This window comes from Corynebacterium sp. (assembly GCF_030538285.1).
Classification (GTDB): domain Bacteria; phylum Actinomycetota; class Actinomycetes; order Mycobacteriales; family Mycobacteriaceae; genus Corynebacterium.
In genome coordinates, this window is the sequence record NZ_JAUNUG010000041.1 from 1 (window position 1) to 22,873 (window position 22,873).

General features: G+C 66.3%; 20 protein-coding genes and 3 pseudogenes. 9 read left to right on the forward strand and 14 right to left on the reverse strand.

The features are described from left to right. The 5 genes and pseudogenes from Q4G50_RS11760 to Q4G50_RS11780 form a co-directional block, all read right to left on the reverse strand. Window positions 1–559: pseudogene (locus Q4G50_RS11760) on the reverse strand (glutamate 5-kinase); the annotation flags it as partial. A gap of 30 nt (window positions 560–589) precedes the next feature. Beyond that, on the reverse strand, window positions 590–2,107 hold the full coding sequence (obgE, locus tag Q4G50_RS11765) for a GTPase ObgE (protein WP_303377843.1): 1,518 nt from the start codon (window positions 2,105–2,107) through the stop codon (window positions 590–592). Between the two features lie 162 nt (window positions 2,108–2,269). Then, window positions 2,270–2,542 (reverse strand): 50S ribosomal protein L27, encoded by a 273-nt coding sequence (gene rpmA / locus Q4G50_RS11770; protein ID WP_085548359.1) that lies wholly within the window; start codon window positions 2,540–2,542, stop codon window positions 2,270–2,272. Between the two features lie 17 nt (window positions 2,543–2,559). Further along, window positions 2,560–2,865: a 50S ribosomal protein L21 gene (gene rplU, locus Q4G50_RS11775; protein ID WP_085548358.1), complete on the reverse strand. Its 306-nt coding sequence runs from the start codon at window positions 2,863–2,865 to the stop codon at window positions 2,560–2,562. A 180-nt stretch (window positions 2,866–3,045) separates the two neighbouring features. After that, a complete protein-coding gene (locus Q4G50_RS11780) occupies window positions 3,046–5,778 on the reverse strand; it encodes a translation initiation factor IF-2 N-terminal domain-containing protein (protein WP_303377844.1) in 2,733 nt (910 codons plus the stop codon). 203 nt (window positions 5,779–5,981) lie between these two features. Here Q4G50_RS11780 and Q4G50_RS11785 point away from each other — a divergent pair, with 203 nt between their 5' ends. Next, window positions 5,982–6,431, forward strand: a complete 450-nt coding sequence (locus tag Q4G50_RS11785) for a hypothetical protein (protein WP_303377845.1) — start codon at window positions 5,982–5,984, stop codon at window positions 6,429–6,431. Window positions 6,432–6,473: 42 nt separating this feature from the next. Here the strand turns inward: Q4G50_RS11785 and ndk are convergent, their stop codons facing one another. Together ndk and Q4G50_RS11795 are read right to left on the reverse strand one after the other, a co-directional pair. Further along, window positions 6,474–6,884 (reverse strand): nucleoside-diphosphate kinase, encoded by a 411-nt coding sequence (ndk, locus tag Q4G50_RS11790; RefSeq protein ID WP_303377846.1) that lies wholly within the window; start codon window positions 6,882–6,884, stop codon window positions 6,474–6,476. An 11-nt stretch (window positions 6,885–6,895) separates the two neighbouring features. Then, window positions 6,896–7,204: a hypothetical protein gene (locus tag Q4G50_RS11795; protein ID WP_303377847.1), complete on the reverse strand. Its 309-nt coding sequence runs from the start codon at window positions 7,202–7,204 to the stop codon at window positions 6,896–6,898. Window positions 7,205–7,269: 65 nt separating this feature from the next. Here Q4G50_RS11795 and Q4G50_RS11800 point away from each other — a divergent pair, with 65 nt between their 5' ends. From Q4G50_RS11800 to Q4G50_RS11810, 3 genes are read left to right on the forward strand one after another with little or no spacing between them, the layout of a single operon-like run. Next, window positions 7,270–8,292 carry a pirin family protein gene (locus Q4G50_RS11800; RefSeq protein ID WP_303377848.1) on the forward strand — a complete coding sequence of 341 codons (1,023 nt, stop codon included), beginning with the start codon at window positions 7,270–7,272 and terminating at the stop codon, window positions 8,290–8,292. Next, a complete protein-coding gene (locus Q4G50_RS11805; protein ID WP_303377849.1) occupies window positions 8,292–8,573 on the forward strand; it encodes a GNAT family N-acetyltransferase in 282 nt (93 codons plus the stop codon). The genes Q4G50_RS11800 and Q4G50_RS11805 overlap by 1 nt, the downstream gene beginning before the upstream one ends. Continuing rightward, window positions 8,570–9,028, forward strand: coding sequence for a carboxymuconolactone decarboxylase family protein (locus tag Q4G50_RS11810; protein ID WP_303377850.1), 459 nt, complete (start codon window positions 8,570–8,572; stop codon window positions 9,026–9,028). The genes Q4G50_RS11805 and Q4G50_RS11810 overlap by 4 nt, the downstream gene beginning before the upstream one ends. A gap of 12 nt (window positions 9,029–9,040) precedes the next feature. On the opposite strand, the gene Q4G50_RS11815 is transcribed toward Q4G50_RS11810, so the two are convergent. The 3 genes from Q4G50_RS11815 to Q4G50_RS11825 are packed head-to-tail and all read right to left on the reverse strand — an operon-like array spanning window position 9,041 to window position 13,610. Continuing rightward, window positions 9,041–9,466, reverse strand: coding sequence for a DUF4233 domain-containing protein (locus Q4G50_RS11815; RefSeq protein ID WP_303377851.1), 426 nt, complete (start codon window positions 9,464–9,466; stop codon window positions 9,041–9,043). Next, complete coding sequence (locus tag Q4G50_RS11820) at window positions 9,463–10,935, reverse strand: folylpolyglutamate synthase/dihydrofolate synthase family protein (RefSeq protein ID WP_303377852.1); 1,473 nt, start codon at window positions 10,933–10,935, stop codon at window positions 9,463–9,465. Before Q4G50_RS11820 ends, Q4G50_RS11815 begins: the two co-directional genes overlap by 4 nt. Continuing rightward, on the reverse strand, window positions 10,932–13,610 hold the full coding sequence (locus Q4G50_RS11825) for a valine--tRNA ligase (RefSeq protein WP_303377860.1): 2,679 nt from the start codon (window positions 13,608–13,610) through the stop codon (window positions 10,932–10,934). Before Q4G50_RS11825 ends, Q4G50_RS11820 begins: the two co-directional genes overlap by 4 nt. Window positions 13,611–13,708: 98 nt before the next feature. Here Q4G50_RS11825 and Q4G50_RS11830 point away from each other — a divergent pair, with 98 nt between their 5' ends. Further along, window positions 13,709–14,386, forward strand: coding sequence for a MerR family transcriptional regulator (locus Q4G50_RS11830; protein WP_303377853.1), 678 nt, complete (start codon window positions 13,709–13,711; stop codon window positions 14,384–14,386). Beyond that, window positions 14,383–15,057 carry a hypothetical protein gene (locus Q4G50_RS11835; protein WP_303377854.1) on the forward strand — a complete coding sequence of 225 codons (675 nt, stop codon included), beginning with the start codon at window positions 14,383–14,385 and terminating at the stop codon, window positions 15,055–15,057. Before Q4G50_RS11830 ends, Q4G50_RS11835 begins: the two co-directional genes overlap by 4 nt. Before the next feature lie 59 nt (window positions 15,058–15,116). Here Q4G50_RS11835 and Q4G50_RS11840 read toward each other — a convergent pair whose 3' ends face one another. The 3 genes from Q4G50_RS11840 to Q4G50_RS11850 all read right to left on the reverse strand — a co-directional run bounded on the left by Q4G50_RS11840 (window position 15,117) and on the right by Q4G50_RS11850 (window position 18,913). Then, entirely contained in the window at window positions 15,117–16,364 is a 1,248-nt protein-coding gene (locus Q4G50_RS11840) for an ATP-binding protein (protein WP_303377855.1), read from the reverse strand. 74 nt (window positions 16,365–16,438) lie between these two features. Continuing rightward, the gene (locus tag Q4G50_RS11845; RefSeq protein WP_303377856.1) at window positions 16,439–17,902 is read right to left on the reverse strand and encodes an Hsp70 family protein; all 1,464 of its coding nucleotides are present in this window, start codon (window positions 17,900–17,902) and stop codon (window positions 16,439–16,441) included. 33 nt (window positions 17,903–17,935) lie between these two features. Then, window positions 17,936–18,913: a malate dehydrogenase gene (locus Q4G50_RS11850; protein ID WP_303377857.1), complete on the reverse strand. Its 978-nt coding sequence runs from the start codon at window positions 18,911–18,913 to the stop codon at window positions 17,936–17,938. A 256-nt stretch (window positions 18,914–19,169) separates the two neighbouring features. Here Q4G50_RS11850 and Q4G50_RS11855 point away from each other — a divergent pair, with 256 nt between their 5' ends. From Q4G50_RS11855 to Q4G50_RS11865, 3 genes and pseudogenes are all read left to right on the forward strand, one after another. After that, window positions 19,170–19,898 (forward strand): TetR/AcrR family transcriptional regulator, encoded by a 729-nt coding sequence (locus Q4G50_RS11855; RefSeq protein ID WP_303377858.1) that lies wholly within the window; start codon window positions 19,170–19,172, stop codon window positions 19,896–19,898. A gap of 111 nt (window positions 19,899–20,009) precedes the next feature. Beyond that, window positions 20,010–21,411, forward strand: a pseudogene (locus Q4G50_RS11860) (rhodanese-like domain-containing protein). A 3-nt stretch (window positions 21,412–21,414) separates the two neighbouring features. Next, a pseudogene (locus tag Q4G50_RS11865) lies at window positions 21,415–22,124 on the forward strand (sulfite exporter TauE/SafE family protein). A gap of 150 nt (window positions 22,125–22,274) precedes the next feature. Here Q4G50_RS11865 and Q4G50_RS11870 read toward each other — a convergent pair. Further along, a partial coding sequence (locus tag Q4G50_RS11870) for an AAA family ATPase (RefSeq protein WP_303377859.1) occupies window positions 22,275–22,873 on the reverse strand: 599 nt, incomplete at its 5' end.

The window sequence follows — 22,873 nt, forward strand, 5'->3', positions numbered from 1 at the left end:
TCTCGGAGGTGGCCACCGTGTCGTTCTCGTTGACGATCGGGATGGCGCGCAGCTGACGCAGCCGGTCAATGGTGCGTTGCGCATTGCGCGCCCGATCGCGGCGGCCCGCGTCGGAGGCAGTGAGCAGGACCTGCCCGATCGTGCGGTGGTAGCGGGCGAAGGAACGCCCCCACTGGTGCGCAAGGTGCACCTGGCCGACAGCCGCCGCCGCCTGCTTCGTCGCCAGGTCGGTCGGGCGCTGCGTCAGCCCCAGCGGGCCCATCCCCGCGGCGACGGCACCGGAGGAGACGACGATGATGTCGGAGCGCACCATGCGGGCCTGCAGGGCGTCCACGATGTGGTTGATCTTGTTCGGGTCGACCATGAAATCATCGTTGGTCAACGACGAGGATCCGATCTTGACCACCACTCGCTTGGCCTCGGCGATGTGTTTGCGCATCTCCGATTCGTGGCCGAACGCGGGGCTCGCCTCGGGGGAGACGGCCGGACCGGGGAACTCGACATCGTCGTCATGATTCCGGTACGGGGACAGGGGCAGTCCAGAAGGTCGCGTAGTCATGATGAACCAGCCTACCGAACCGCCCCGAGCCTAGCCTTCCCAGCGTTCGCGGGAGGCCTGCTCGCCGTCGCCATAATCGAACTCGTCGATGAGTCCGCGGCGGGCCTGGGAGGCACGCTTGCGTTCCGCGGCCGACGTACGCTCGGTGGACTGCAGTCGGGCATCCTGGCCGCGGCCAGCCACCGTCGGATCCACCCCGGCGCCGGTCAGCGGCTCCCACTCGAAGGAGATGTCGCCGATGGTGACCTGCGCTCCCTCCCGGGCACCGGCCTTCCGCAGCGCATCTTCCACGCCGATCTTGGCCAGGCGATCTGCGAGGTAGCCGATGGCCTCCTCGTTCTCGAAGTCGGTCTGGTTGATCCAACGTTCGATCTTCGGACCGCGCACGATGTACGCGCCCTCGAACTCGGGATCATCCTCGACGGTGAACTCCGGCTCGCCCATCTTGCGGGCGTCGACAGCCTGCGGGCGGATGATGGTGTGCTCAGTGTCCACGGCCACCTTCGGGCGGCGGCGACGATCCTTCTTCACGGTTTCCAGCAGGTGGTACTTCAGCGGCTCCAGGCCCTGGTGGGCGACGGCGGAGATGATGAACACGGGCCAGCCGAACGTCGACTCGATGTCTTCCTTGAGGAATTCCGCCAGCTCCAGGGCCTCGGGCACATCCGCCTTGTTGAGCACGACGACGCGCGGACGGTCCCGCAGATCGCCCAGGCCCAGGTCACCGTCGAGGACGGATTCATAGGCGGCAAGTTCTGCCTCCAGGGCCTCGATATCAGAGATCGGGTCGCGGCCCGGATCCATCGTGGCGGTATCCACCACATGCACAAGCACGGAGGTGCGTTCAATGTGGCGCAGGAAGTCCAGGCCCAGGCCCTTGCCCTCCGAAGCGCCGGGGATCAGCCCGGGGACATCCGCCATGGTGAAAGACTCATGTCCAACGTTGACCACCCCCAGGTTGGGGGCCAGCGTGGTGAAGGGGTAGTCCGCAATCTTCGGCTTCGCCGCCGACAACACGGAGATCAGCGAGGACTTACCCGCCGAAGGGAAGCCTACGAGGCCCACATCAGCCATGGTCTTCAGCTCGAGGACCAGGTCGTGCTGCTCGCCTTCCTCGCCCTTGAGTGCAAAGCCCGGTGCTTTTCGACGATGCGACGCCAACGCCGCATTCCCCAGCCCACCGGCACCGCCCTCGGCAGCGATGAAGCGGGTACCTGGCACCGTCAGATCGGCGAGGAACTCGCCCTTCTCCGACATGATGACGGTGCCCACCGGCACCTCCAGCACCAGGTCTTCGCCGCGCGCGCCGTGGCGGTGCCGGCCGGCACCGTTAGCCCCGCGCGGGGCCTTGAGGTGCGGCCGGAAGTGGAAGTCCATGAGGGTGTGCACCTGCGGGGACACCTCGAGGATGATGTCACCGCCGTGACCGCCGTTGCCGCCGTCCGGCCCGCCGAGGGGCTTGAACTTCTCGCGGTGGACGGACACACAGCCGTGGCCGCCGTCGCCGGCGGACAGGTGCAGGACAACGCGGTCTACGAAGCGGGACATGGTGGTCTCCTCCTATGAGGTGTGGTTGTTTTCCCAGAGTAGTCAGGTGGGACTTAAGATTTTCAGGGCCGCGCCCTGAAAATCTGACACACCCGGGTGAATGCGCGAAGCCCGCCGCTCCCTCACGGGATGCGACGGGCTCCAGGACTGTTGCAGGCCGACTTAAGCGTCGACGGTGACAGCCTCGTTCTCGACGATGTTGACCATACGACGGTTGCGCTTGATGCCGAACTGGACGGCACCAGCCTTGAGGGCGAAGAGAGTGTCGTCGCCACCGCGACCGACGTTCTCGCCCGGGTGGAACTTGGTACCGCGCTGACGGACCAGGATCTCACCGGCCTTGACCTGCTGGCCACCGAAACGCTTCACGCCGAGGCGCTTGGCCTCGGAGTCGCGGCCGTTGCTGGAGCTGGATGCACCCTTCTTAGTTGCCATTGGTTACCCTCCTTGGCTTACTTGATACCGGTGACCTTGATGACCGTCAGCGGCTGACGGTGACCCTGGCGCTTCTTGTAGCCGGTCTTGTTCTTGTACTTGAGAATATCGATCTTCGGGCCCTTGGTGTGCTCGACGATCTCCGCAGCGACGCTCACCTTGGCGAGGTCCTCGGACTTGGAAGTGACGTTGGCACCGTCGACGAGCAGAACCGGGGTGAGAGCCACGGACGCGCCCTGCTCACCCTCGATCTTCTCGACCTTGACGAGGTCGCCTTCGGCAACCTTGTACTGCTTGCCGCCGGTCTTGACGATCGCGTACATAGAGGGTTACCCCTTATCTAAACTCGGACCAGGCACACCGACAGCGCGCCTGAATGGACGTATTTCACTTGCGTTCCGGGGCAGCAGCACGCTTGACCTGCTAAAATCAGGCGGCGCAATGTCCCCAAAACAGCGACTGTCAAAGACTACCCCGTAAGGGGCGAAAAAGACAAACCGCTGCTAACGGCTGCTTGTGCGGCGCGCCACGCGGCGTCGCCCACGGCTCCGTGACGGCTGCTTCTCGACGTCCCGAGCCTCCGGCTCCGCCTTCCGCTCCGGCTGTGCCGTGGTGGTGGGCGTCGTGCGGCGCACGGCGCGGCGCCGTCCGCGGGAACGCGTCACGGTTGGAGTCTGCTCCTTCTCCTCGGTCTTCTCCTCGGCCTTCTCAGGAGCCCGACTGCGGGAGACACGACGACGGCGACGGCGGCCGGCCTCCTCCTGCTCCTGTTCCGGCTCGGGGCGCTCGGAAACCTTGATCATCGTGTCCTCTCCGCTGGGAACATCGCCCGGGAAGTCCTCGCGCTGCGGGCGACGGTCCGAGCGGGAGTTGCCGCGGGTGCGGCGACGGCGGCGCGGGGAGGCGTCGAACTCTTCGACGGCCTGCTGGAAGGACTTCTCCGGCACGTAGTCGGCGCCCGTCGGCTCGTCCGGGTCCTCTTCGCCGGCGTGGTCGAGGGCGGCGGAGACGATCTCCTCGATCTCGGTGACGTCGGTGACAGCTTCGCGTCCCCGGCTCGTGCCGCGGCGGGAACGGCGGCGTCGAGAAGCAGAGTCGTCGGAGTCATCAGTGACGACGACGGAAGCGGCGAGCTCCTCAATATCGGCGGGTTCTTCCTCGCGCTTCATGGCGCGGGCGGCCGGGTGCTCCTGCGGCTTCTTGCGGGGCTTCTCAGGGATCTCGACGGGCTCCTCGACCGGATCCTCATGGAGGATGAGACCGCGGCCGGCGCAGTGCTCACACTCGGTGGAGAAGGTCTCGAGCAGGCCGGTACCCAGGCGCTTGCGGGTCATCTGGACCAGACCGAGGGAGGTGACCTCGGAGACCTGGTGGCGGGTGCGGTCGCGGCCCAGCGCCTCCTTGAGGCGGCGCAGGACGAGCTCCTGGTTCTCGGGCAAGACCATGTCGATGAAGTCGACGACGATCATGCCGCCGAGGTCACGCAGGCGCATCTGGCGGACGATCTCCTCGGCCGCCTCCAGGTTGTTGCGGGTGACGGTCTCCTCGAGGTTGCCGCCGGAGCCGGTGAACTTACCGGTGTTGACATCCACGACGGTCATCGCCTCGGTGCGGTCGATGACCAGGGAGCCACCGGAGGGCAGCCACACCTTGCGGTTCAGTGCCTTCTGCAGCTGTTCATCGACGCGGTGCTCGGCGAAGGCGTCGAGGCCCTGGTGCTCGCTGCGCTGGTACTTCTGCACGCGATCGAGCAGGTCGGGAGCGACGGACTTCACGTAGGCGTGGACGGTGTTCCAGGCGCGGTCGCCGTCGACGACGAGAGCGGTGAAGTCCTCGTTGAACAGGTCACGGACCACCTTGACCAGCATGTCCGGCTCTTCGTACATGGTGACAGGCTTGGAGCCGCGGGAGTTGATCTCCTTGTCCGCGCGGGTCTGGATGTCCTCCCACAGGCGGTGCAGGCGGTCGACGTCCGCTGCAATGGCATCCTCGGAGACGTTCTCTGCGGCGGTACGGATGATTGCGCCACCCTGACCGGGCACGACCTTCTCCAGGATCTCCTTGAGACGCTTGCGCTCCGGCCCGGGCAGCTTGCGGGAGATACCCGCGCTACGACCACCTGGCACATACACCAGGTAGCGGCCGGCCAGCGAGATCTGCGTGGTCAGGCGCGCGCCCTTGTGGCCGACCGGGTCCTTGCTCACCTGCACGAGCACCTGGTCTCCGGACTTGAGGGCCTGCTCAATCTTGCGGCCACGACCGCCGAGCCCGGCAGACTTCCAGTCCACCTCACCGGCGTAGAGCACACCGTTGCGGCCTTTTCCGATGTCGATGAACGCCGCCTCCATGCTCGGCAGCACGTTCTGTACGCGACCGAGGTAGATGTTGCCGATCATCGAGGCCTGCGCCTCACTGGTGACAAAGTGCTCGACCAGCAGATCATCCTCCAGCACGCCGACCTGGGTGACCATGCCCGGGTGATCGTGACGCGCGCGCTCGCGCACCACCATCGTGCGTTCGACGGATTCGCGCCGCGCCAGGAACTCGGCCTGCGACACGATGTGCTTCTTGCGCCGCCCCTCCTCGCGCATCTCCGCACGACGGCGACGCTGCGACTCCAGACGAGTCGAGCCCTTCAGGGCGACGGGCTCCTCGGGGAGGTCCTCTTCTTCCTCTTCGGCAGGCTCGGTGTCGGTGGGCTCGTCCTGCTTATCGACGCCCCGCCCACGCCCCGCCCCACGACGGCCCCGCCGGCGACGTCGAGAAGCAGCGGGTTCCTCGTCCTCTTCCTCTTCTTCCTCCGCGCCCGGTGCCATGAACAGGGGCACGAACTGCTCGACCGCGGACTCCTCGGTTGGCTTCGGGGTGATCTCCGGAGTGACATCCTCCAGCAGATCCTCCTCCGGCTGCTCCTGGAGCAGTTCCGCAAGGTCGGCCTCTACCTTCTCCTCGATCTGGGAGATTTCGTTGGCGACGTTCTTGCGCACCCGGGTGCGGATCTTGTCGTCTTCCTTCTCCTCCGGCTCGAGAGCCGCCTTGACCTTCTCCACCTCCTCGGCGCTAAGGGTGGACTGGGCGACCTTCTTCAGGTCCATACCCGCGAGGACCTCAATGATTTCCTTGGAGGTCTTCCCCAGCTCCTTGGCCAGGGCGTGAACTCGGATCTTCGGGGACGTTTCAGCGGTCGTCTTCCGGGTGGCGCGGCGCTTCTTGGTGGGTTCGGTGGTGTCAGCCACGGATTCTCCTGTAGTTGTGTTCGGCCGACTCCCCCGGGCGCTGGCGAGGTGTCTCGCCGCCGCCGCACAGGGGGCCGACCGCAAAATTTCTCGGTCGTCTTCTTTATTCACTTGTGACTTCTGCGGGTATCGCTGCGTGCGACCCGTGTTCCATTGTGACACACCCGGGGCCGGGGGTTCGCCAACGACTAGGGTGGGCTGTCATGGTTCCCCTTCCCAGGGCCCTGGCCCCCAGCCTCGGCATCGCCGACTACTCCCGCTGGGACCACATCCGCCCCTTCATCCCGGGTTCGCTGGGATTCCTCTCGGGCTCCGTCCTCGGCGACCTGCCGACCCCGCCGATCGTGTGGCCCTTCTACTTCGCCTTCGCCACCGGGGTGATCCTGTGGACCTTCCGGTCGGAGGGGCCAGCGCGCGCTGGATCAGACCTCGCTGGAGGACGCCACGCTCCCGACGGGATCCGGGCGCGGATGTGGCGTCTGGCCGGGCATCTTGATCGGGAGGTCGCCGAGGTCCGTGAGAAGGTGCTCGCGTTGCAGAAGGTCAAAGTCGTCAGCGTCTCCCCCATCGACGCCGGCCCGGACACCTCCCGCCACCTGGTGGAGATCACGCCGGTCGGCGTGCGGGTGCTCACCGAACTGCGGAATCGCTGAAGGCCGCCCTCCTGGGGAGGACGACCTGTCGTCGATAAGCGTCTAGAGGTTCGGGAACCAGATGTTGATCTCGCGCTCGGCGGACTCGGCGGAGTCGGAGCCGTGGACGACGTTCTCGCCGACGGTCAGCGCGAAGTCACCGCGGATGGTGCCCGGGGTGGCCTTGGAGACCGGGTCGGTGCCGCCGGCCAGCTGACGCCATGCCTCGATGGCGCGCTCGCCCTCGACGATGCCGGCGACCAGCGGAGCGGAGGTGATGAACTCGACGAGCTCACCGAAGAAGGGCTTGTCGGAGTGCTCCGCGTAGTGCTGCTCGGCGGTCGCACGGTCGGCGACGCGCAGGTCCAGAGCGGCAAGCTTGAGGCCCTTGCGCTCGATGCGGGCGATGATCTCGCCGACGTGGCCGTTCTTGACACCGTCCGGCTTGATGAGGATGAGAGTGCGTTCAGTCATGGTTGGTCATCTTAGCGCAGGTCCTGCACCACCGCGCGCGCAGACTCCGGGGTGGCGTCGCGGAACCACAGCTGGACCTGGCGGACGGCGGCGCCTTCGTCGTCGCGCTCGAGCATGGCGCGCAGGGTCTCGCGTTTTTCTTCGTCGAGGACGATTGGCTTGGGCTCACGGATCGCGGCGGTCATCTTCAGGCCGAGGACGAGGAATACGCCGGCCACGAGCAGAGCCAGGACGGCGGCGATGTCGGAGATGTTGAAGAGCTTGAAGGCAAGCGCCGCCACGCATAGGGCGGCGGCGAGACCGAGGTAGAGGGCGCGCATGGGGGTCATCCTATCGACACCCAAAGTTGAGTGCATGTCAACAACTTCTCTGGTAGGGTGAAAACATGTCAGTCACCGATGCCCACCCCGAGGAGCTGATCCTCGCTCCCGACGCCCCGCACTGCGCCGACGGTGCCCACGTCGAAATCATCACCTCCCGCGCGGTCCCCCTCGGCGGCCCCCGCGCCATGACCGTCAACCGCACCCTGCCGCAGAAACAGCGCAGCCTCATCGGAGCCTGGTGCTTCGTCGACCATTACGGCCCCGACGACGTCTCCACCACCGGAGGCATGGACGTCGCCCCGCACCCGCACACCGGGCTGCAAACCGTCTCCTGGCTTTTCGAGGGCACCATCACCCACCACGATTCCGGCGACAACCACGCCGTCGTCCGTCCCGGCGAGGTCAACCTCATGACCGCAGGTAGAGGCATCTGCCACTCCGAGGTGACCACCCAGGCCACCACCACCCTCCACGGCGTCCAACTGTGGACCGCACTACCTGACGCCGACCGCCACGGCCCCCGCCGCTTCGACCACTACGCCCCCGAACCCGTGCTTTTCGACGGCGGCCAGGCCCTCGTCTTCCTCGGTTCCCTCCTGGGTTCCACCTCTCCTGTCACCACGTTCACTCCCATTGTCGGGGCGGAAATCAGGTTGGAGGCGGGGGCGTCGATAAGCATTGATGTCGATCCGGAACACGAACATGGACTGCTTGTCGACGCCGGCGACATCGACCTCGAAGGCGTCACCGTCGCCCCCACCGAACTCGCTTACACCGGCGTCGGGGAACACCGCCTGCGCATCCGCAACAACGGCTCGACGGACGCGCGGATGCTGCTCATCGGCGGTGAGCCCTTCGAAGAAGAGATCATCATGTGGTGGAACTTCATCGGCCGCACCTACGACGAAATCGAAACCTACCGCGCCGAATGGCAGGCCGAGGACGAGCGCTTCGGCGTCACCGAGGGCTACATCAGCCACGACCCTGACGGGCTGCCCCGCCTGCCCGCCCCGGAACTGCCCAACGCCCGGATCCGCCCGCGCGTCAACCCCGCCCCCATCGCCCGCCCCGAGGAGAAAATCTGATGATCGTCCAGGACAACAACCAGTTCGTGGTACGCGCCGGCCACACCGACTACCGCGACCACAACGGCGAACGCCTCTTCTTCCACACCGAGATCGCCCCGGAGTTCAGCGGGCAGGGCCTGGCCGGCAAACTCGTGGAGACCGCACTGGCGCAGACCGATCTGCCCATCGTCGCCATCTGCCCCTTCGTCCGCGGCTGGCTGGAGAAAAACGACCACACCTACACCTGGCGCAAGCCCACCACCGCAGACCTCACCTGGCTGCAGGAGGAACTCGCATGACCCGCAAGCCCCCGTACCTGGACAAGTTCTACCCCGAGGTCTACAAATCACTGACCGAAGTGTCGAAGAAGCTCAACACCCTCTACCCGGATGTGGACCTACCGAAGGCCCTCATCGAGCTAGTCGCCGTCCGCGTCAGCCAAATCAACGGCTGCGGCACCTGCCTGTCCATCCACATCCCCGCCGCCCGCAAGGCCGGCGTCCCCGACAACAAACTCGACGCCCTGCCCGCCTGGCGCATGGTAGCCGAGTTCACGGACAAGGAAAAAGCCGCGCTCGAACTCGCCGAGACGCTGACCCTGCTGCCCGGCGGCCAGGACAATTCCCGCGCCGCCCTCCCGGCCTGCGAGATCTTCGCCGAGGAGCAGGTCGCCGCGCTGGAGTGGTCGATCATCATGATCAACGCCTTCAACCGGGTGTCCATCGCGTCCGGGCACCCGCTGCTCTCGCGTTAGAAGGTACCGCGCCTACAGGTGCTGGGTGGTCAGCCAGCCGCGCTTCATGCGCTCGATGAGTGTGGAGCGCAGGTGCAGCAGATACCACCACACGATGATGAAGATGATCGCCACCATCACCGCGGAATAGTGGACGAAAAAGCCGCCCACCAGCAGCACGGCCTGCAGCGCGAGGTTCACCGGAAGAGCCCAGTTGAAGCGCTGCACGAAGGCCATGAGCACATGCGCCACACCGACGGCGGTGATGAACGCCCAGTTGAAGGTGGTCCAGTAGACACCGTCATTGACCTTGAGGATCACGGTGAGGATGAGCAGGATCGTGATCGCCTCGAGGATCAGCGTGCCAGCCATGACGCCGCGGATACCCTTCATCGGGTCCTTTTCCGGGGCGTGGCCGGGGCCGAGGGGGCTGACCTCGGGTTGTTCTGCCTGGCTCATGCGGGGTCCTTTCCGAAGAGGGTGCGTGCCTCGCCCGCGGTGACCACCGAGCCGGTGATGACCACGCCGGCGCCGGACTGGATGTCGGCGTCCTCGGCCAGTTCAACGGCGAGTTCATAGGCGCTGGCGAGGTTGTCGTCGACGTGGACGCGTTCCTCGCCGTAGATGTCGCGGGCGTATTCGGCCAGATCGTACGCATCCAACGCGCGCGGCGAGGAATTCTGGGTGATGACGACCTCGGAGAGGTAGGGCTCCAGGGCGACCAGAATCCCGCGGGCGTCCTTGTCATCGAGCACGCCGACCACGCCGATGAGGCGCTGGAAGTCGAAGTCCCGGTCCAGCGCGGCGCCCAGCGCCGTGGCGCCGTGGGGGTTGTGTGCGGCGTCGACGAAGGTGGTCGGCGAGGTGCGGACGCGCTCAAGCCGGCCCGGGGACTGCACCTGGGCGAAGCCGTTGCGTACCGATGTCACATCCAGCGGCCTCCCCGCCCCGGCCCCGAAAAAGGCCTCGACCGCGGCCAAGGCGACGGCAGCGTTGCGGGCCTGGTGCTCGCCGGACAGGGGCAGGAAGATGTCCTCGTACTCCCCGCCCAGACCGCGGAGGGTGAGCTGCTGGCCACCGACGGCCACGGCCGCGGACACCACGCCGAACTCGGCTCCGGCGCGGGCGACGGCGGCGTCGACCTCCACGGCGCGGGACAGGATGACCTGCATCGCGGCCGGATCCTGTTCCGCGACGATGGCGACGTTGTCCGGCGGGGTGAGCAGGTCATCGGTGTCCCAGCGGGATTTGATGATGCCGGCCTTCTCGGCTGCGATCTCCTCGATGGTTTCACCCAGGTAGTCGGTGTGGTCCATGCCGACGGGCATGACCACGGCGACATCGGACTGGATGACGTTGGTGGCGTCCCAGGTGCCACCCATGCCGACCTCGACGACGGCGACGTCGACGGGGGCGTCGGCAAACGCGGCGTACGCCATGGCGGTCAGGACCTCGAACTTGGACATACGGCCGACGCGCTCGTCGACAAGCTCGACATAGGGCTGGATCTCGCGCCAGATGCGCACGTAGTCGCGCGGGTGGATGGGCACCCCGTCGATGCCGATGCGTTCGGTGACCAGCTGCAGGTGCGGGCTGGTGGTACGCCCGGTGCGGCGGTGGAAGGCGCGCAGGAGGGATTCGATCATGCGCACGGTCGAGGTCTTGCCGTTGGTGCCGGAGACGTGGATCGCCGGGAAGGAATGCTGCGGGGACCCCAGCAGGTCCATGAGCATCTCGATCCGCTTGAGCGAGGGGTCGATCTTGGTCTCCGGCCAGCGGGTGTCCAGCTCGGCTTCGACGACGGCCAGCTCGGCGAGGTCCTCGGCGGTGATCTCCACCGGTTCCGGCTTCTCGACGTCGCCTAACTCAATGTTGAGCTTCAGGCCCTGGTCGGTGATTTCGACGGGGCTGTCCTCCTCGTGGCTCACTGGAGCCCCTCCAGACGGGCGGTGATGCGCTCGACTTCCTCCTGGGCGACCTGCTGGCGGGTGCGGATCTTCTCCACGACCGCCTCGGGAGCCTTGGAGAGGAAAGCCTCGTTGCCGAGCTTTTTGGCAGTGCCCTCCAGCTCCTTGTGCGCGGCGGCGAGGTCCTTTTCCAGGCGCTTGCGCTCGGCTTCGACGTCGACGGTGCCGGAGGTGTCCAGTGCGACCGCGATGGTGGCCTGCGACAGGCGCAGCTCGATGGAGGCGGACTTCGCGAAGCCCTCCTCGGGGGCGGTGACGCGGGCCAGGGCGCGGACCAGGTCTTCCTGGGCGGCGAGGTCGGCGGCGGCGAAGTCGATCGCGGCCGGGACCGGCTGGGAGGGCTTGACACCCTGGTCGGAGCGGAAGCGGCGGATCTCGGTGATGAGCTTCTCGGCGTCGGCAATGCGGCGCACGGCGACCTCGTCGGTGGTGGCACCGCCGTTGGTGTCGGCGACGCTTGGCCACGGTGCGGTGACGATGGTGTCCTTTTCGGTCAGCGCCTTCCACAGGACCTCGGTGACGAAGGGCATCGCCGGGTGCAGCAGGCGCAGCACCACATCAAGCACCCGGCCAAGGACGATCTGGGTGTTCGCACCTTGGCGGGAGGAACCGTCTCGCGGGATCTGGGTCTTGGCGATCTCCAGGTACCAGTCACAGACCTCGTCCCACGCGAAGTGGTAGAGCTCCTCGTTGGCCTTGGCGAACTGGTAGTCGTCGAGATACTTATCGACACTCCCCCGCACCTCCTCCAGCCGGTCCAGGATCCAGCGGTCGGCGTCGGTGAGCTCATCGCGCGGCGGCAGCTCCCCCACCTCGGCGCCGTTGAGCAGCGCGAACTTGGTGGCGTTGAACAGCTTGGTGGCGAAGTTACGGGAGGACTGTGCGGCGTCCTCGCCGACGGGCAGGTCGACGCCCGGGTTGGCGCCGCGGGCCAGGGTGAAGCGCAGGGCGTCGGCGCCGTACTGGCGGACCCAGTCCATGGGGTCGATGCCGTTGCCGAGGGACTTGGACATCTTGCGGCCGTGCTCGTCGCGGACGAGGCCGTGGAGGAAGAGATCGGTGAAGGGGATCTGCGGGCGACCCTCCTGGCCGGACCCCAGAACATCCGGGGTGATCTTTGCGGCGAAAGTGCCGAACATCATCATGCGGGCCACCCAGAAAAACAGGATGTCGTAGGCGGTGACCAGCACGGACGTGGGATAGAACTTGGCCAGCTCCGGGGTCTTCTCCGGCCAACCCATGGTGGAGAAAGGCCACAGGGCAGAGGAGAACCAGGTGTCCAGGACATCCGGGTCCTGGGTGTAGCCCTCAGGGGCCTGCTCGTCGGGGCCGACGCAGACGATCTCGCCTTCCGGCCCGTACCAGATCGGGATGCGGTGGCCCCACCACAGCTGGCGGGAGATGGTCCAGTCGTGCATGTTGTCGACCCACTCGAAGTAGCGGGGTTCCATGCTCTTGGGGTGGACGGCCGTATCACCTTCGCGGATGGCGTCGCCGGCCATCTGGGCCAACTCCTCGACCTTGACGAACCACTGCAGCGACAGGCGTGGCTCGATGGCCTCGCCGGAGCGCTCTGAGTGGCCGACGGAGTGCAGGTAGGGACGCTTCTCCGCAACAATGCGCCCCTGCTCAGCGAGCGCCTCGCGCACGGCCACACGCGCCTCTTCGCGGGTCATGCCGTCGAACTGGGTGCCGGTGTCGCAGATGCGGCCGGTGGCGTCCATGATCGTCGGCATATCCAGGTCGTGGCGCAGGCCGAGGGCGTAGTCGTTGGGGTCGTGCGCCGGGGTGATCTTCACCGCGCCGGAGCCGAACTCGGGGTCGACGTAGTCGTCGGCGACGACCACCAGCGAGAGATCCGAGCGGAAGGGGTGCGGCAGGGTTTGCCCGACGAGGTCGGCGTAGCGGGCGTCGTCGGGATGGACGGCGATGGCGACGTCGCCAAGCATCGTCTCCATGCGGGTGGTGGCGACGACGATGTGCGGCTCGTCGTCGTTCATCGAGCCGTAACGGAAGGAGACGAGCTCGCCCTCGACGTCCTGGTAGACGACCTCGATGTCGGAGACGGCGGTTTCCAGCACGGGCGACCAGTTGACCAGGCGGTTCGCGCGGTAGATGAGGCCGCGGTCGTAGAGCTCCTTGAAGATGGTCTGCACGGCGCGGGACAGGCCCTCGTCGAGGGTGAAGCGCTCGCGGGACCAGTCGACGGAGTCACCGATGGCGCGCATCTGCTCGGCGATGGCGCCGCCGTACTGCTCCTTCCACTCCCAGACCTTCGCGATGAACTCTTCGCGGCCGTAGTCGTAGCGGTCCTTGCCCTCGGTCTCCTTGAGCATCTTCTCCACCTTGGTCTGGGTGGCGATGCCTGCGTGGTCCATCCCCGGCAGCCACAGCACCTCGAAGCCCTGCATGCGCTTGCGGCGCACGAGCGCGTCCATGAGGGTGTGGTCAAGCGCGTGGCCCATGTGGAGCTGACCGGTGACATTCGGCGGCGGGAGGACGATGGAGTAGGCCGGCTTCTCGCTGTCCGGGTCGGCCGTGAAATGCCCGGCGTCGACCCAGCCCTGGTACAGCTCGGCCTCCACCGACTGCGGATCCCAGGACTTCGGTAGCGCGTCTGCTCGGTTCTTACCCATCTGTTTCTTCCCCTCGGTCTGGTCGGTCACTCGCACAATCATAGCGCCCGCCGCTTGGGGCTTGACCCTCACGTGACGTCATGGTTCATGCTGGTGTCATGAGAATCTCCGAGGTCGCCCGCGCCGCCGGTTGCTCCGTCCGCGCCGTCCGCCACTATCACGCCTCCGGCGCGTTGCCCGAGCCTCCGCGCACCGCCGGCGGTTACCGGAATTACGGTCTCGCCGATCTGGCCGCGCTGCTGCGCGTCCGCGCGCTCGTCGACGCCGGCATCACCCTCGCCGACATCCGTTCCGACTCCTCCTCACTTATCGACGCCGCCTTATCCCGCATCGAATCCCAACTCACCGCCCTGCGCGCGCAGCGCTCCCGCCTGCTGGCCCTGCAGGCCGGGGAGCTGGGACTACCCGCCGACATCCGCTCCGGGATCCGGGAACTGCTCGGGGACGGTGCTCCCGCCCGGATGGAGATCGACGCCCTCGACCTCATGGGGCTCACGGGCGTTGCCGGGCCGCAGACGTGGGAGGTGCTGCGCTCCAACCTCGCCGCCCCTGCCCGGCGCGCCGATACCCGGCGCTTTAGGGATCTGTGGGAGGAGCTCGGTGACCTCGCCCCGGCGGAGGCGGATGACATCATCACCGAGCTGCGGGGGCTGCGCGGGATCAGCGACGGCATCCTCCCCACCCTCACCCCGGGTGATGCACCCCTGACACTCCGGGACTTCCCCACCCGCGGTGCCCAGTCCCGGGCCCTGGCCGAATTGTCGGGTGCGCTGTGAGGCGCGTGCTGCCAGTGGCGGTGGTGGCCGTCGCACTTCTCGACGCCTGGCTCTGGTGGAACGGGCACCTCTCCGGGTGGGGTGCGGTGGCACTTTTCCTCGCGGTGGAGGCCGTCCTCGCAGGTGCGTACGTATGGAGTTCCCTGCGCCGGGGAATCCGGCCGCTGCCGGTGCGGATCTTCCTCCACGAGGTCCGCGCCATCACCGACCTGGGTCGGCTACTCAGGGGCCGAATCGTGGTGCCGGAAGGTGCGATACCCTTGCACGCGCGGACCAGGTGGTGGCACCTGCCGGCGATGTTCACGGTGGCCATCGTCATCGAGATCATCGTCATCGAGCTGCTCGTGCCGTGGCCCTGGCTGCGACTGCTACTACTCCTAGGCTCCCTGTACTCGATCCCGCTGCTGTGGGGATACCTGGCGGGCCGGGTCGTCCACCCCCATTACCTTGGCGAGGACCTCGTCCTGCGGGAGGGTCGGAAGGAGATCCTCCGGGTGCCGGCCACAGACATCGTGGCGGTACGGGCGGTGCGGGGGTTCGCAGCGCAACGACAGGGGCTGATCCTGGGCGGACCGGAAGGGACCAACGTGGAGATCCACCTCGCCGACGGTCGCTGCGTGGCGTTATGGCTCGACGAAGGAGCGGCGGCGATACCGGCCCTGAAAATCTAACATCACGATTTTGCTGACCTGGTAAAACGCGGGCGGCAGGCCTCCCAGACGTAAGATTTTCAGGCCCCTAGACAAGCCAGCGGAATCACCCACACACCGTTCGGTAATCGGGTGACCGGCCCGGTCGGGATGATCACCACGAGTGCTGCAGGCGGTCGCTCCACTTTCGCGGCTGTGGCCAGCAAATGCTCGGCAGCAGACTCGATGTGCAGGTGGGACAGCTTGACCTCTACACCGATCCACGATCCATCCCGGTTCTCCACCACCGCGTCGATCTCATCACGACCCTTGGTGTCCCGAAAGTGATAAACCCCGCGCGCCCGGTTCGCCTGGGCGACCACCCGGAGATCATGAATGGCTTGGGACTCGAAGAGGATACCCAGGGTCTCCAGGTCGGTGAGTAAGTGGTTCGGAGTGGCTCCGAGCAGCAAGGCAGCGAGCGATGGGTCCGCGAGGTGACGCTTCGGCATCTGTACGAGGGCGGTCCGGGAGCGCAGCTTTGTGGACCAGGCTGGCTGATCTTCCACGAGAAACAGGCGGGACGCGAAATCATGCAGCGTGTCAACGGTTCCCGGCGCGGGCTCCGCGCCCGAGAGCTCCCCGATGCGCCGTCGGATGGCGGCCCCGGTGGCCGGCTGCGCGACCAGACCTGCGTAAGCCCGTAGAAAGGAAAGCAAGCGGCGGGGGTCCCGGCGCATGCCACCGATCTCGGGGTAGTAATGCTCGGACATTTCCTGTAAATAGGAGGCGACCTCATCGGCGGCGTCGAGCGGGTCCAGGTAGCGAAAACCTGGCCAACCGCCGGCCACGATCCAGTCCGCGTAGTCCGCGACCGTGGCCTGGGTGCCGGGACCCGATTCGAGGGTGCCGTCGAGCAAACTGGCCCACGAAGCGTGGTGTTCATTGGATCTTTCAGAAACCGTCATCGTGCGCATGATGAGCGAGCGCACACGTCCCGCTCCCGGGTGCCTTAAGGCATCGGTGGCGGGAGTGGCGGAACCAGTGAGGATGAATTGCCCCCTCCCCTGGCGATCATCCACCGTGTGCCGGACAGCGTTCCACACCTCGGGGACGGCCTGCCATTCGTCGATGAGCCGCGGTGTGTCGCCGTCCAGAATTAACCGCGGATCGGTTCGCGCGAGAGTGATCTCTGGCCCGTCGACATCGAGGCGGACCTCGGAAGCAGCAACCTGACGTGCCGTCGCGGACTTACCGCACGCACGCGGCCCCTTGATGAATACAGCCCCGGACACCCCTAGAGCACGCTCCAGTTCACGGTCGACGATGCGCGGAATGTAGGAGGTCATGACCTGCACTCTAGTTGAAATGTGCGGATTTCTCCACACCTCATGTGTGGATTTATCCGCACCTCATGGAGTAATTACTCCACCACGGAGACCGTCGCGGTGACCTCGAAACCATCGGCCGGGCACTGGATGCTTATCGACGCAATACCGTTGGGATCAATCCGCACCGTCTCAATAACCTCGGGGCCATCGTCCCGGCGCTCGACGGGGACGGCGGCGAGCTCGGCGTCGGAAAGCGAGCGCAGCGCCGGGTCGAAGGGGACGAGAACCTCGGCCAGCAGGGTGAGATCACCGGCCTCGAGGGCGGAGTACTCGACGTAACGGAACCAGCCGACGTTGTGAGCGGCGCGGTAGCGGCGGGTGACGGTGATGGTGGCGTCATTATCCTCCTGGGCTTCGGGGCCGACGAGGGAGTCGAAGCTGACGGCCGCGCCGGCATCGCGCTCGCGGAAGACACCGATGCCGCGGGAGAGCCGGTCGCGGAGGTGATAATCAGAATCCGGGTCCGCGGCGATCGCCAGGCCCACGGCCGTGGAGGCGGTGGGCAGCGGCGAGCGATGGACCCGGCGGCCGAAGCGTTCGCGCAGCATACGGGGTACGAGCGGCAGGGCACTGGCCCCGCCGACGAGGTAGACGCCCGCGATATCGGTGTCGGTGAGGGTGTCATCGGCGCCGATCAGCGGGGCCATGGCCTCCAGGGTCTGCTCCACCAGACCAGCCACCGAGGCATAGAACTCCGGCACGGGGACGATGACATCATCGTCGCCGAGCTCCATGATGATCCGGCGGGACTGCGGCTTGAGCTGCTCTTTGGCGGTGCGGGCCTCGTCGAGAAGCTTCTGTCGGGCGCGGCGGCCGAAGACATCATCAGCCCGGCCGGCGGTGGCCAGAGCAAGTTCGGCCAGTGCCTCGTCGAAATCATCGCCGCCGAGGCGGGAAATGCCGAGGGAGGTCTCGACGACGTGGGACGGGCCGTCGATACGCATGAGCGTGACGTCGAAAGTGCCGCCACCCAGGTCATAGACGATGACGCTGGAACGGCGGGCTGTCAGCGTGCGCGCGTGGCGGTGGGTGTACTCGAACGCCGCGGCGGAAGGCTCGTTGACCATACCGATGACGTTGGCGCCGGCACGTCGAAAAGCATCGAGAGTGAGCAACCGCTGCGCCGAACGGGCGTTGGCGGGCACACCGAGCACGACCTCAACATCGCCGTAACTGCGCAGCTGCTTGACGACGCCGTCCGCGAACGTCGCCAGCACCTCCCCCAATGGTCGCTGTTCCGTGCCGAGAGGCACCGGCGTGTCCGCCGTAACATCGGGCGAGGTGAGCAGCCGCTTGAAGGAACGGGTGACGGTGGGATCATCCACCGCCAGGGCCTCCCACCCACCGACCAGACGATCGCCATCGAGGGCGACGACCGAGGGGATGTACTCCCGTGGGTCACCGTCCGTGTCCGCGACGTTGACCACGGGGTAGTTCCCCCGGTCAACTGCCGCAATGACAGTGCGGGTGGTGCCAAAATCAATCCCGAAGCGCATGCCCCAGAACACTACCGGGATTGAGCGCGGATGCTACTTAAGCAGATTCTCCACCGCGTCGCGCTCGGCCTTGAGCTCGGCGACGTTCTTGGCGATCATCTCGCGCTGGAAATCGTTAAGCTCCAGGCCCTGGACAATCTCCCACTGACCGTTGCGGGAGATGGTCGGCATACCCGCCACCAGGCCCTCATCGATGCCATAGGAACCGTCGGACGGCAGCGCGGCGGAAGCCCAGGCGTCAGTGCCCTGGACCCAGTCACGCATGTGATCGATCGCGGCGGAAGCGGCGGAGGCGGCGGAGGACTTGCCGCGGACCTCGATGATCTCGGCGCCGCGCTTGGCCACGCGCGGGATGAACTCGTTGACATACCAGTCGTGGTCGATCTTGTCGATGACCTTCTCGCCCTTGACCGTGGCGTAGGTGATGTCCGGGAACTGGGTGGCCGAGTGGTTACCCCACACGACGACATCCTCGAAATCAGTGGTCAGCACGCCGAGCTTCTCGGCCAGCTGGGACAGCGCACGAGAGTGATCCAGGCGCATGAGGGCGGTGAAACGATCCGCCGGGACGTCCGGGGCGTTGCGCTGGGCGATCAGCGCGTTGGTGTTGGCCGGGTTACCCACGACGAGCACGCGCACGTCATCCGCGGCGTGGTCGTTGATGGCCTTACCCTGCGGGGCGAAGATGCCGCCGTTGTTCTTGAGCAGATCACCGCGCTCCTCGCCGGCACCGCGCGGCTTCGCACCCACCAGGAAAGCAGCGTTGGCGCCGTCGAAAGCGGTCTCTGCTTTATCGGTGATGGTGATGTCGCGCAGCAGAGGGAACGCGGAATCGTTGAGCTCCATGGCTACGCCCTCGGCGCCGCGCACGGCGTCCGGGATCTCCAGGAGGGTCAGCTCGATCGGGGTGTCGTGGCCGTAGACGTCGCCGGCGGCGATACGCCACAGCAGCGAGTAGGCGATGTTACCGGCCGCACCGGTGACGGCGATCTTCACGGGATTCTGGGACATGCAGGGGGTTCCTTTCGGGCATTTCGTGCAGTGGGCACAACGCCGCCGAGTCTAGTCGCTTGGCCGCATCCCGGCAGGCACCCCCGGATGGGCGTACCCTTCGGGGCGAAATGGCCGTTTCTGCAGGAGATTGACCCCGGGTTCGGGTGGACCTTTGATTTTCGACCTCACACACAGCACGGTCAGACCACGAATCGGGCACGATGGTGCCAGGGCCAATTCCGCACACCCGCACCCCTGGAGGGACTGCTCAGCCATGTATGACGACGACCTGACCGTCCTCGACGACTCTGCCACCATCGACGCTGTCGTCGACGTCGCCATCGAGCAGTTCGCCGAGCTGGGGTTCCAGGACACCCGCCTGGATTCCATCGCCAAGGAATCGGGCATGTCCAAGCGGATGATCCACTACCACTTCGGCGACAAGAAGGGCCTGTACCTGCGCTGCCTCAGCGAGGCCGCCCACCGCGTGCAGCCGCCGGCCGATGAGATCATCCCGGAGACTCTGGTGCCGGTGGAGGGGGTGACTCGACTGGTGGAAGCGGTGTACTCGACGATGATCTCCCACCCCGAGTCGGTGCGACTGCTCTCCCATGAGGGCCTGCATCGTGTGCTCAACATCACCGGGGTGGCCAACCTGGTGCCCGGCACGCACGTCTCGCTGCAGCTCGACAAGTTGCTCATGCAGGGTCAGGATGCCGGCGCTTTCCGCCCGGGGATCGGCGCGGAGGACATCTTCTACCTGCTGTTTTCCCTGGCTTTCACGCGGGTGGCGCACCGTGACCTCATGGTCAACCTCGTCGATGTGGACACGATGAGTAAGGAGAACACGGCAGGAATCGGCCGCCTGGCGGTGGACACTGTGCTGGCGTTGCTCACCGCGAACATCACGCACAGCGGGGACTCGTATCTCACCGCCGATCGTCTGGATGAGGACTCGCAGACTGGTCTGGGCATCTACGCGGATGAGTCCGACATAGAATAAAATCACCTTTAGCTGGCCTTTCTCCCTTCGGCCCAAATGTCCCCTGGGGGTACATAGCGTGGTACCGTCACACCCTAACGGAAATTTATTCATCCCCCAGGAGTGGCAACCATGCTTCTCGAACGTTTCCATGACGAAGGCCTCGCCCAGGCCAGCTATTTCATCGGCTGCCAGGCCCAGAACACCGCCGTCGTCGTCGACGCCCGCCGCGACATCACCGATTACCTTGACCTCGCCGCCCACCACGGCATGGAGATCGTCGCAGCCAGCGAGACCCATATCCACGCCGACTACCTCTCCGGCACCCGCGAGCTGACCACCGCCACCGGCGCGAAGATCCACCTCTCCGGCGAAGGCGGCGAGGATTGGCAATACAGTTTCGACGGCGAACTGATTTACGACAAGGACACCATCCAGATCGGCAACATCACCATCGAGGCCCGCCACACCCCGGGGCATACCCCCGAGCACCTTTCTTTCCTCATCACCGACGGCGCCTTCGCCGACACCCCCGGTTAAATGCTCTCCGGTGACTTCATCTTCTCCGGCGATCTCGGTCGCCCGGACCTTTCGGATGAGGCCGCGGGCGGCGTCGATACGCGTTTCGGCGGCGCGAAGGACATTTTCCGCAGCCTGAAGAAGGTGTTCCTCAAGCTCGAGGACCATGTGCAGGTCTACCCGGCCCATGGCGCCGGCTCCGCCTGCGGCAAGGCTCTCGGCGCGCTGCCGTCGACCACCGTCGGCTACGAGCGCACCTACGCCTGGTGGGCCGAGTACCTCAAGAATGACGATGAGCAAGGCGTTGTCGACGAGCTTCTCGACGGTCTGCCCGACGCCCACGCCTACTTCGGCCGCATGAAGCGCCAGAACAAGACCGGCCCGGCCGTCCTCGGCTACCCCACTGCCGGAGCTTAAGGAAGCCTCTTCCTCCGACCTGTCCGAGCGCATCGAATTCGGCGAGGCCATCGTCGTGGACACCCGCCACCACAGCGAGGTCCACGAGGGCACCGTCAAAAACGCCGTCAACGTCCCGGGCCTGGCCAAGGCCGCCACCTACGGCTCCTGGGTCTACGACCCGGAGACCGACACCGCGGACGTCATCGTCCTGGCCGCCGACGCCGAGGAGGCCGCCGACTACCGCGACCACTTCCTCCGCGTCGGCATCGACGAGGTCACCGGCTTCGTCACCAGCTTCGACGGCCTGCCGCAGATCACCCCCGAGGTGATCGCCCAGTCCGAGCTTTTCGACGCCGCACCCACCATGCTCCTCGACCTGCGCAACAAGACCGAGCACGCCGACGGCCGCATCCCGGGCTCCTACCAGCTCTCCGGCGGCCGCGTCCTGTGGAACCTCGAGGAGCTGCCCAATCCGGCAGATTCGACCATCATCTCCTACTGCCAGTCCGGCGTGCGTAACTCCGTCGCCGCCTCCGCTTTGCGGCGCAAGGGCTACAACGTTCAGGAGCTCGAGGGCTCCTACCTGGGCTACCTTGATCACCAGAACAAGAACTAAGCCGTGTCCGCAACCCTCACGGCGGTTCTAGTCCTCGCCGTCTTCATCGGACTCTCCCTGGGTCTGCTGGGCGGCGGCGGCTCGATCCTCACCGTCCCGCTGCTGACCTACGTGGCGGGTATGGAACCCAAGGAGGCCATCGCCGCCTCGCTGTTCGTCGTCGGCGCAACCTCCGTGGTGTCCACGCTCACCCACGCCCGCATGGGCAACATGCAGTGGCACACCGGACTCATCTTCGGTGTCGCCTCCATGGCGGGTGCCTTCCTCGGCGGACTCATCGGCGCGCCATGATGATCGCCACCGCCGCCGCCATGCTGTGCGGCCACAAGAAGCGCGAGGGCGGCGAGCGGAAGAAGCTCCCGCTGGGCAAGATCCTGGTGGAGGGCGTGGTCGTCGGCCTGGTCGGCGCGGGCGGCGGCTTCCTCGTCGTCCCGGCGCTGGCCCTGCTCGGCGGGCTGAGCATGCCGGTGGCGGTGGGCACCTCGCTCCTGGTCATCTCTATGAAATCCTTCGCCGGGCTGGCCGGCTACCTGACCACCATCTCCCTGGACTGGCCACTCGTCCTCGCCGTGACCGGCGTGGCGCTGGTCGGCGCGCTGGTCGGCCGTCTGACCAACGTCGTGCCCGAGAAGGCCCTGCACCAGGGCTTCGGCGTGTTCGTCCTGGTCATGGGCTTCTTCGTGCTCTTCCAGGAGCTGCCGGGCCTGTTCTAACCCGCTTATCGACGCCGCCCCGGCCCCTCCTTCATCCGGAGGGGCCGGGGCGGTTTTTGTCGTCGGTGTCGAATTCACCCGGTCGATAAGGAGCCTCTGCGGTGTGGAAAGGGCACTGAATTCGACCGCGTGAATTCGCAGGGGCCTCGCCTACGCCGTCTCCTGCTGCTCCCCGTCGAGCACCAGCTCGGGCTCGGCCTCACCGCGGACGGCGTCCGCGGTGATGAGGACCTCGGCGACGTCGTCGCGGTCAGGGATGTCGTACATGACGGGCACGAGCAGTTCCTCCATGATGGCGCGCAGACCACGGGCGCCGGTGCCTCGCTCGAGGGCCAGCTCGGCGATGACCTCGAGGGAGTCCGGGGAGAAGGTGAGCTGGACATCGTCCATCTCGAAGAGTCGCTGGTACTGCTTGACCAGGGAGTTCTTTGGCTCGGTGAGCACCTGCACGAGGGACTGACGGTCTAGGTTGTCCACGGTGGCCACGATGGGCAGGCGGCCGATGAACTCGGGGATCAGCCCGAATTTCACCAGGTCCTCGGGGCGGACCTGCTCGAAGAGGTCGGTCTTTTCCCGGTCGGTGGCGGATTCAATCTCTGCTCCGAAGCCGAGGCCTTTCTTACCCACGCGCTCCTGGATGACTTTCTCCAGTCCGGCGAAGGCGCCGGCGACGATGAAGAGGATGTTGGAGGTATCCAGCTGGATGAACTCCTGGTTGGGGTGCTTGCGCCCGCCCTGCGGCGGGATGG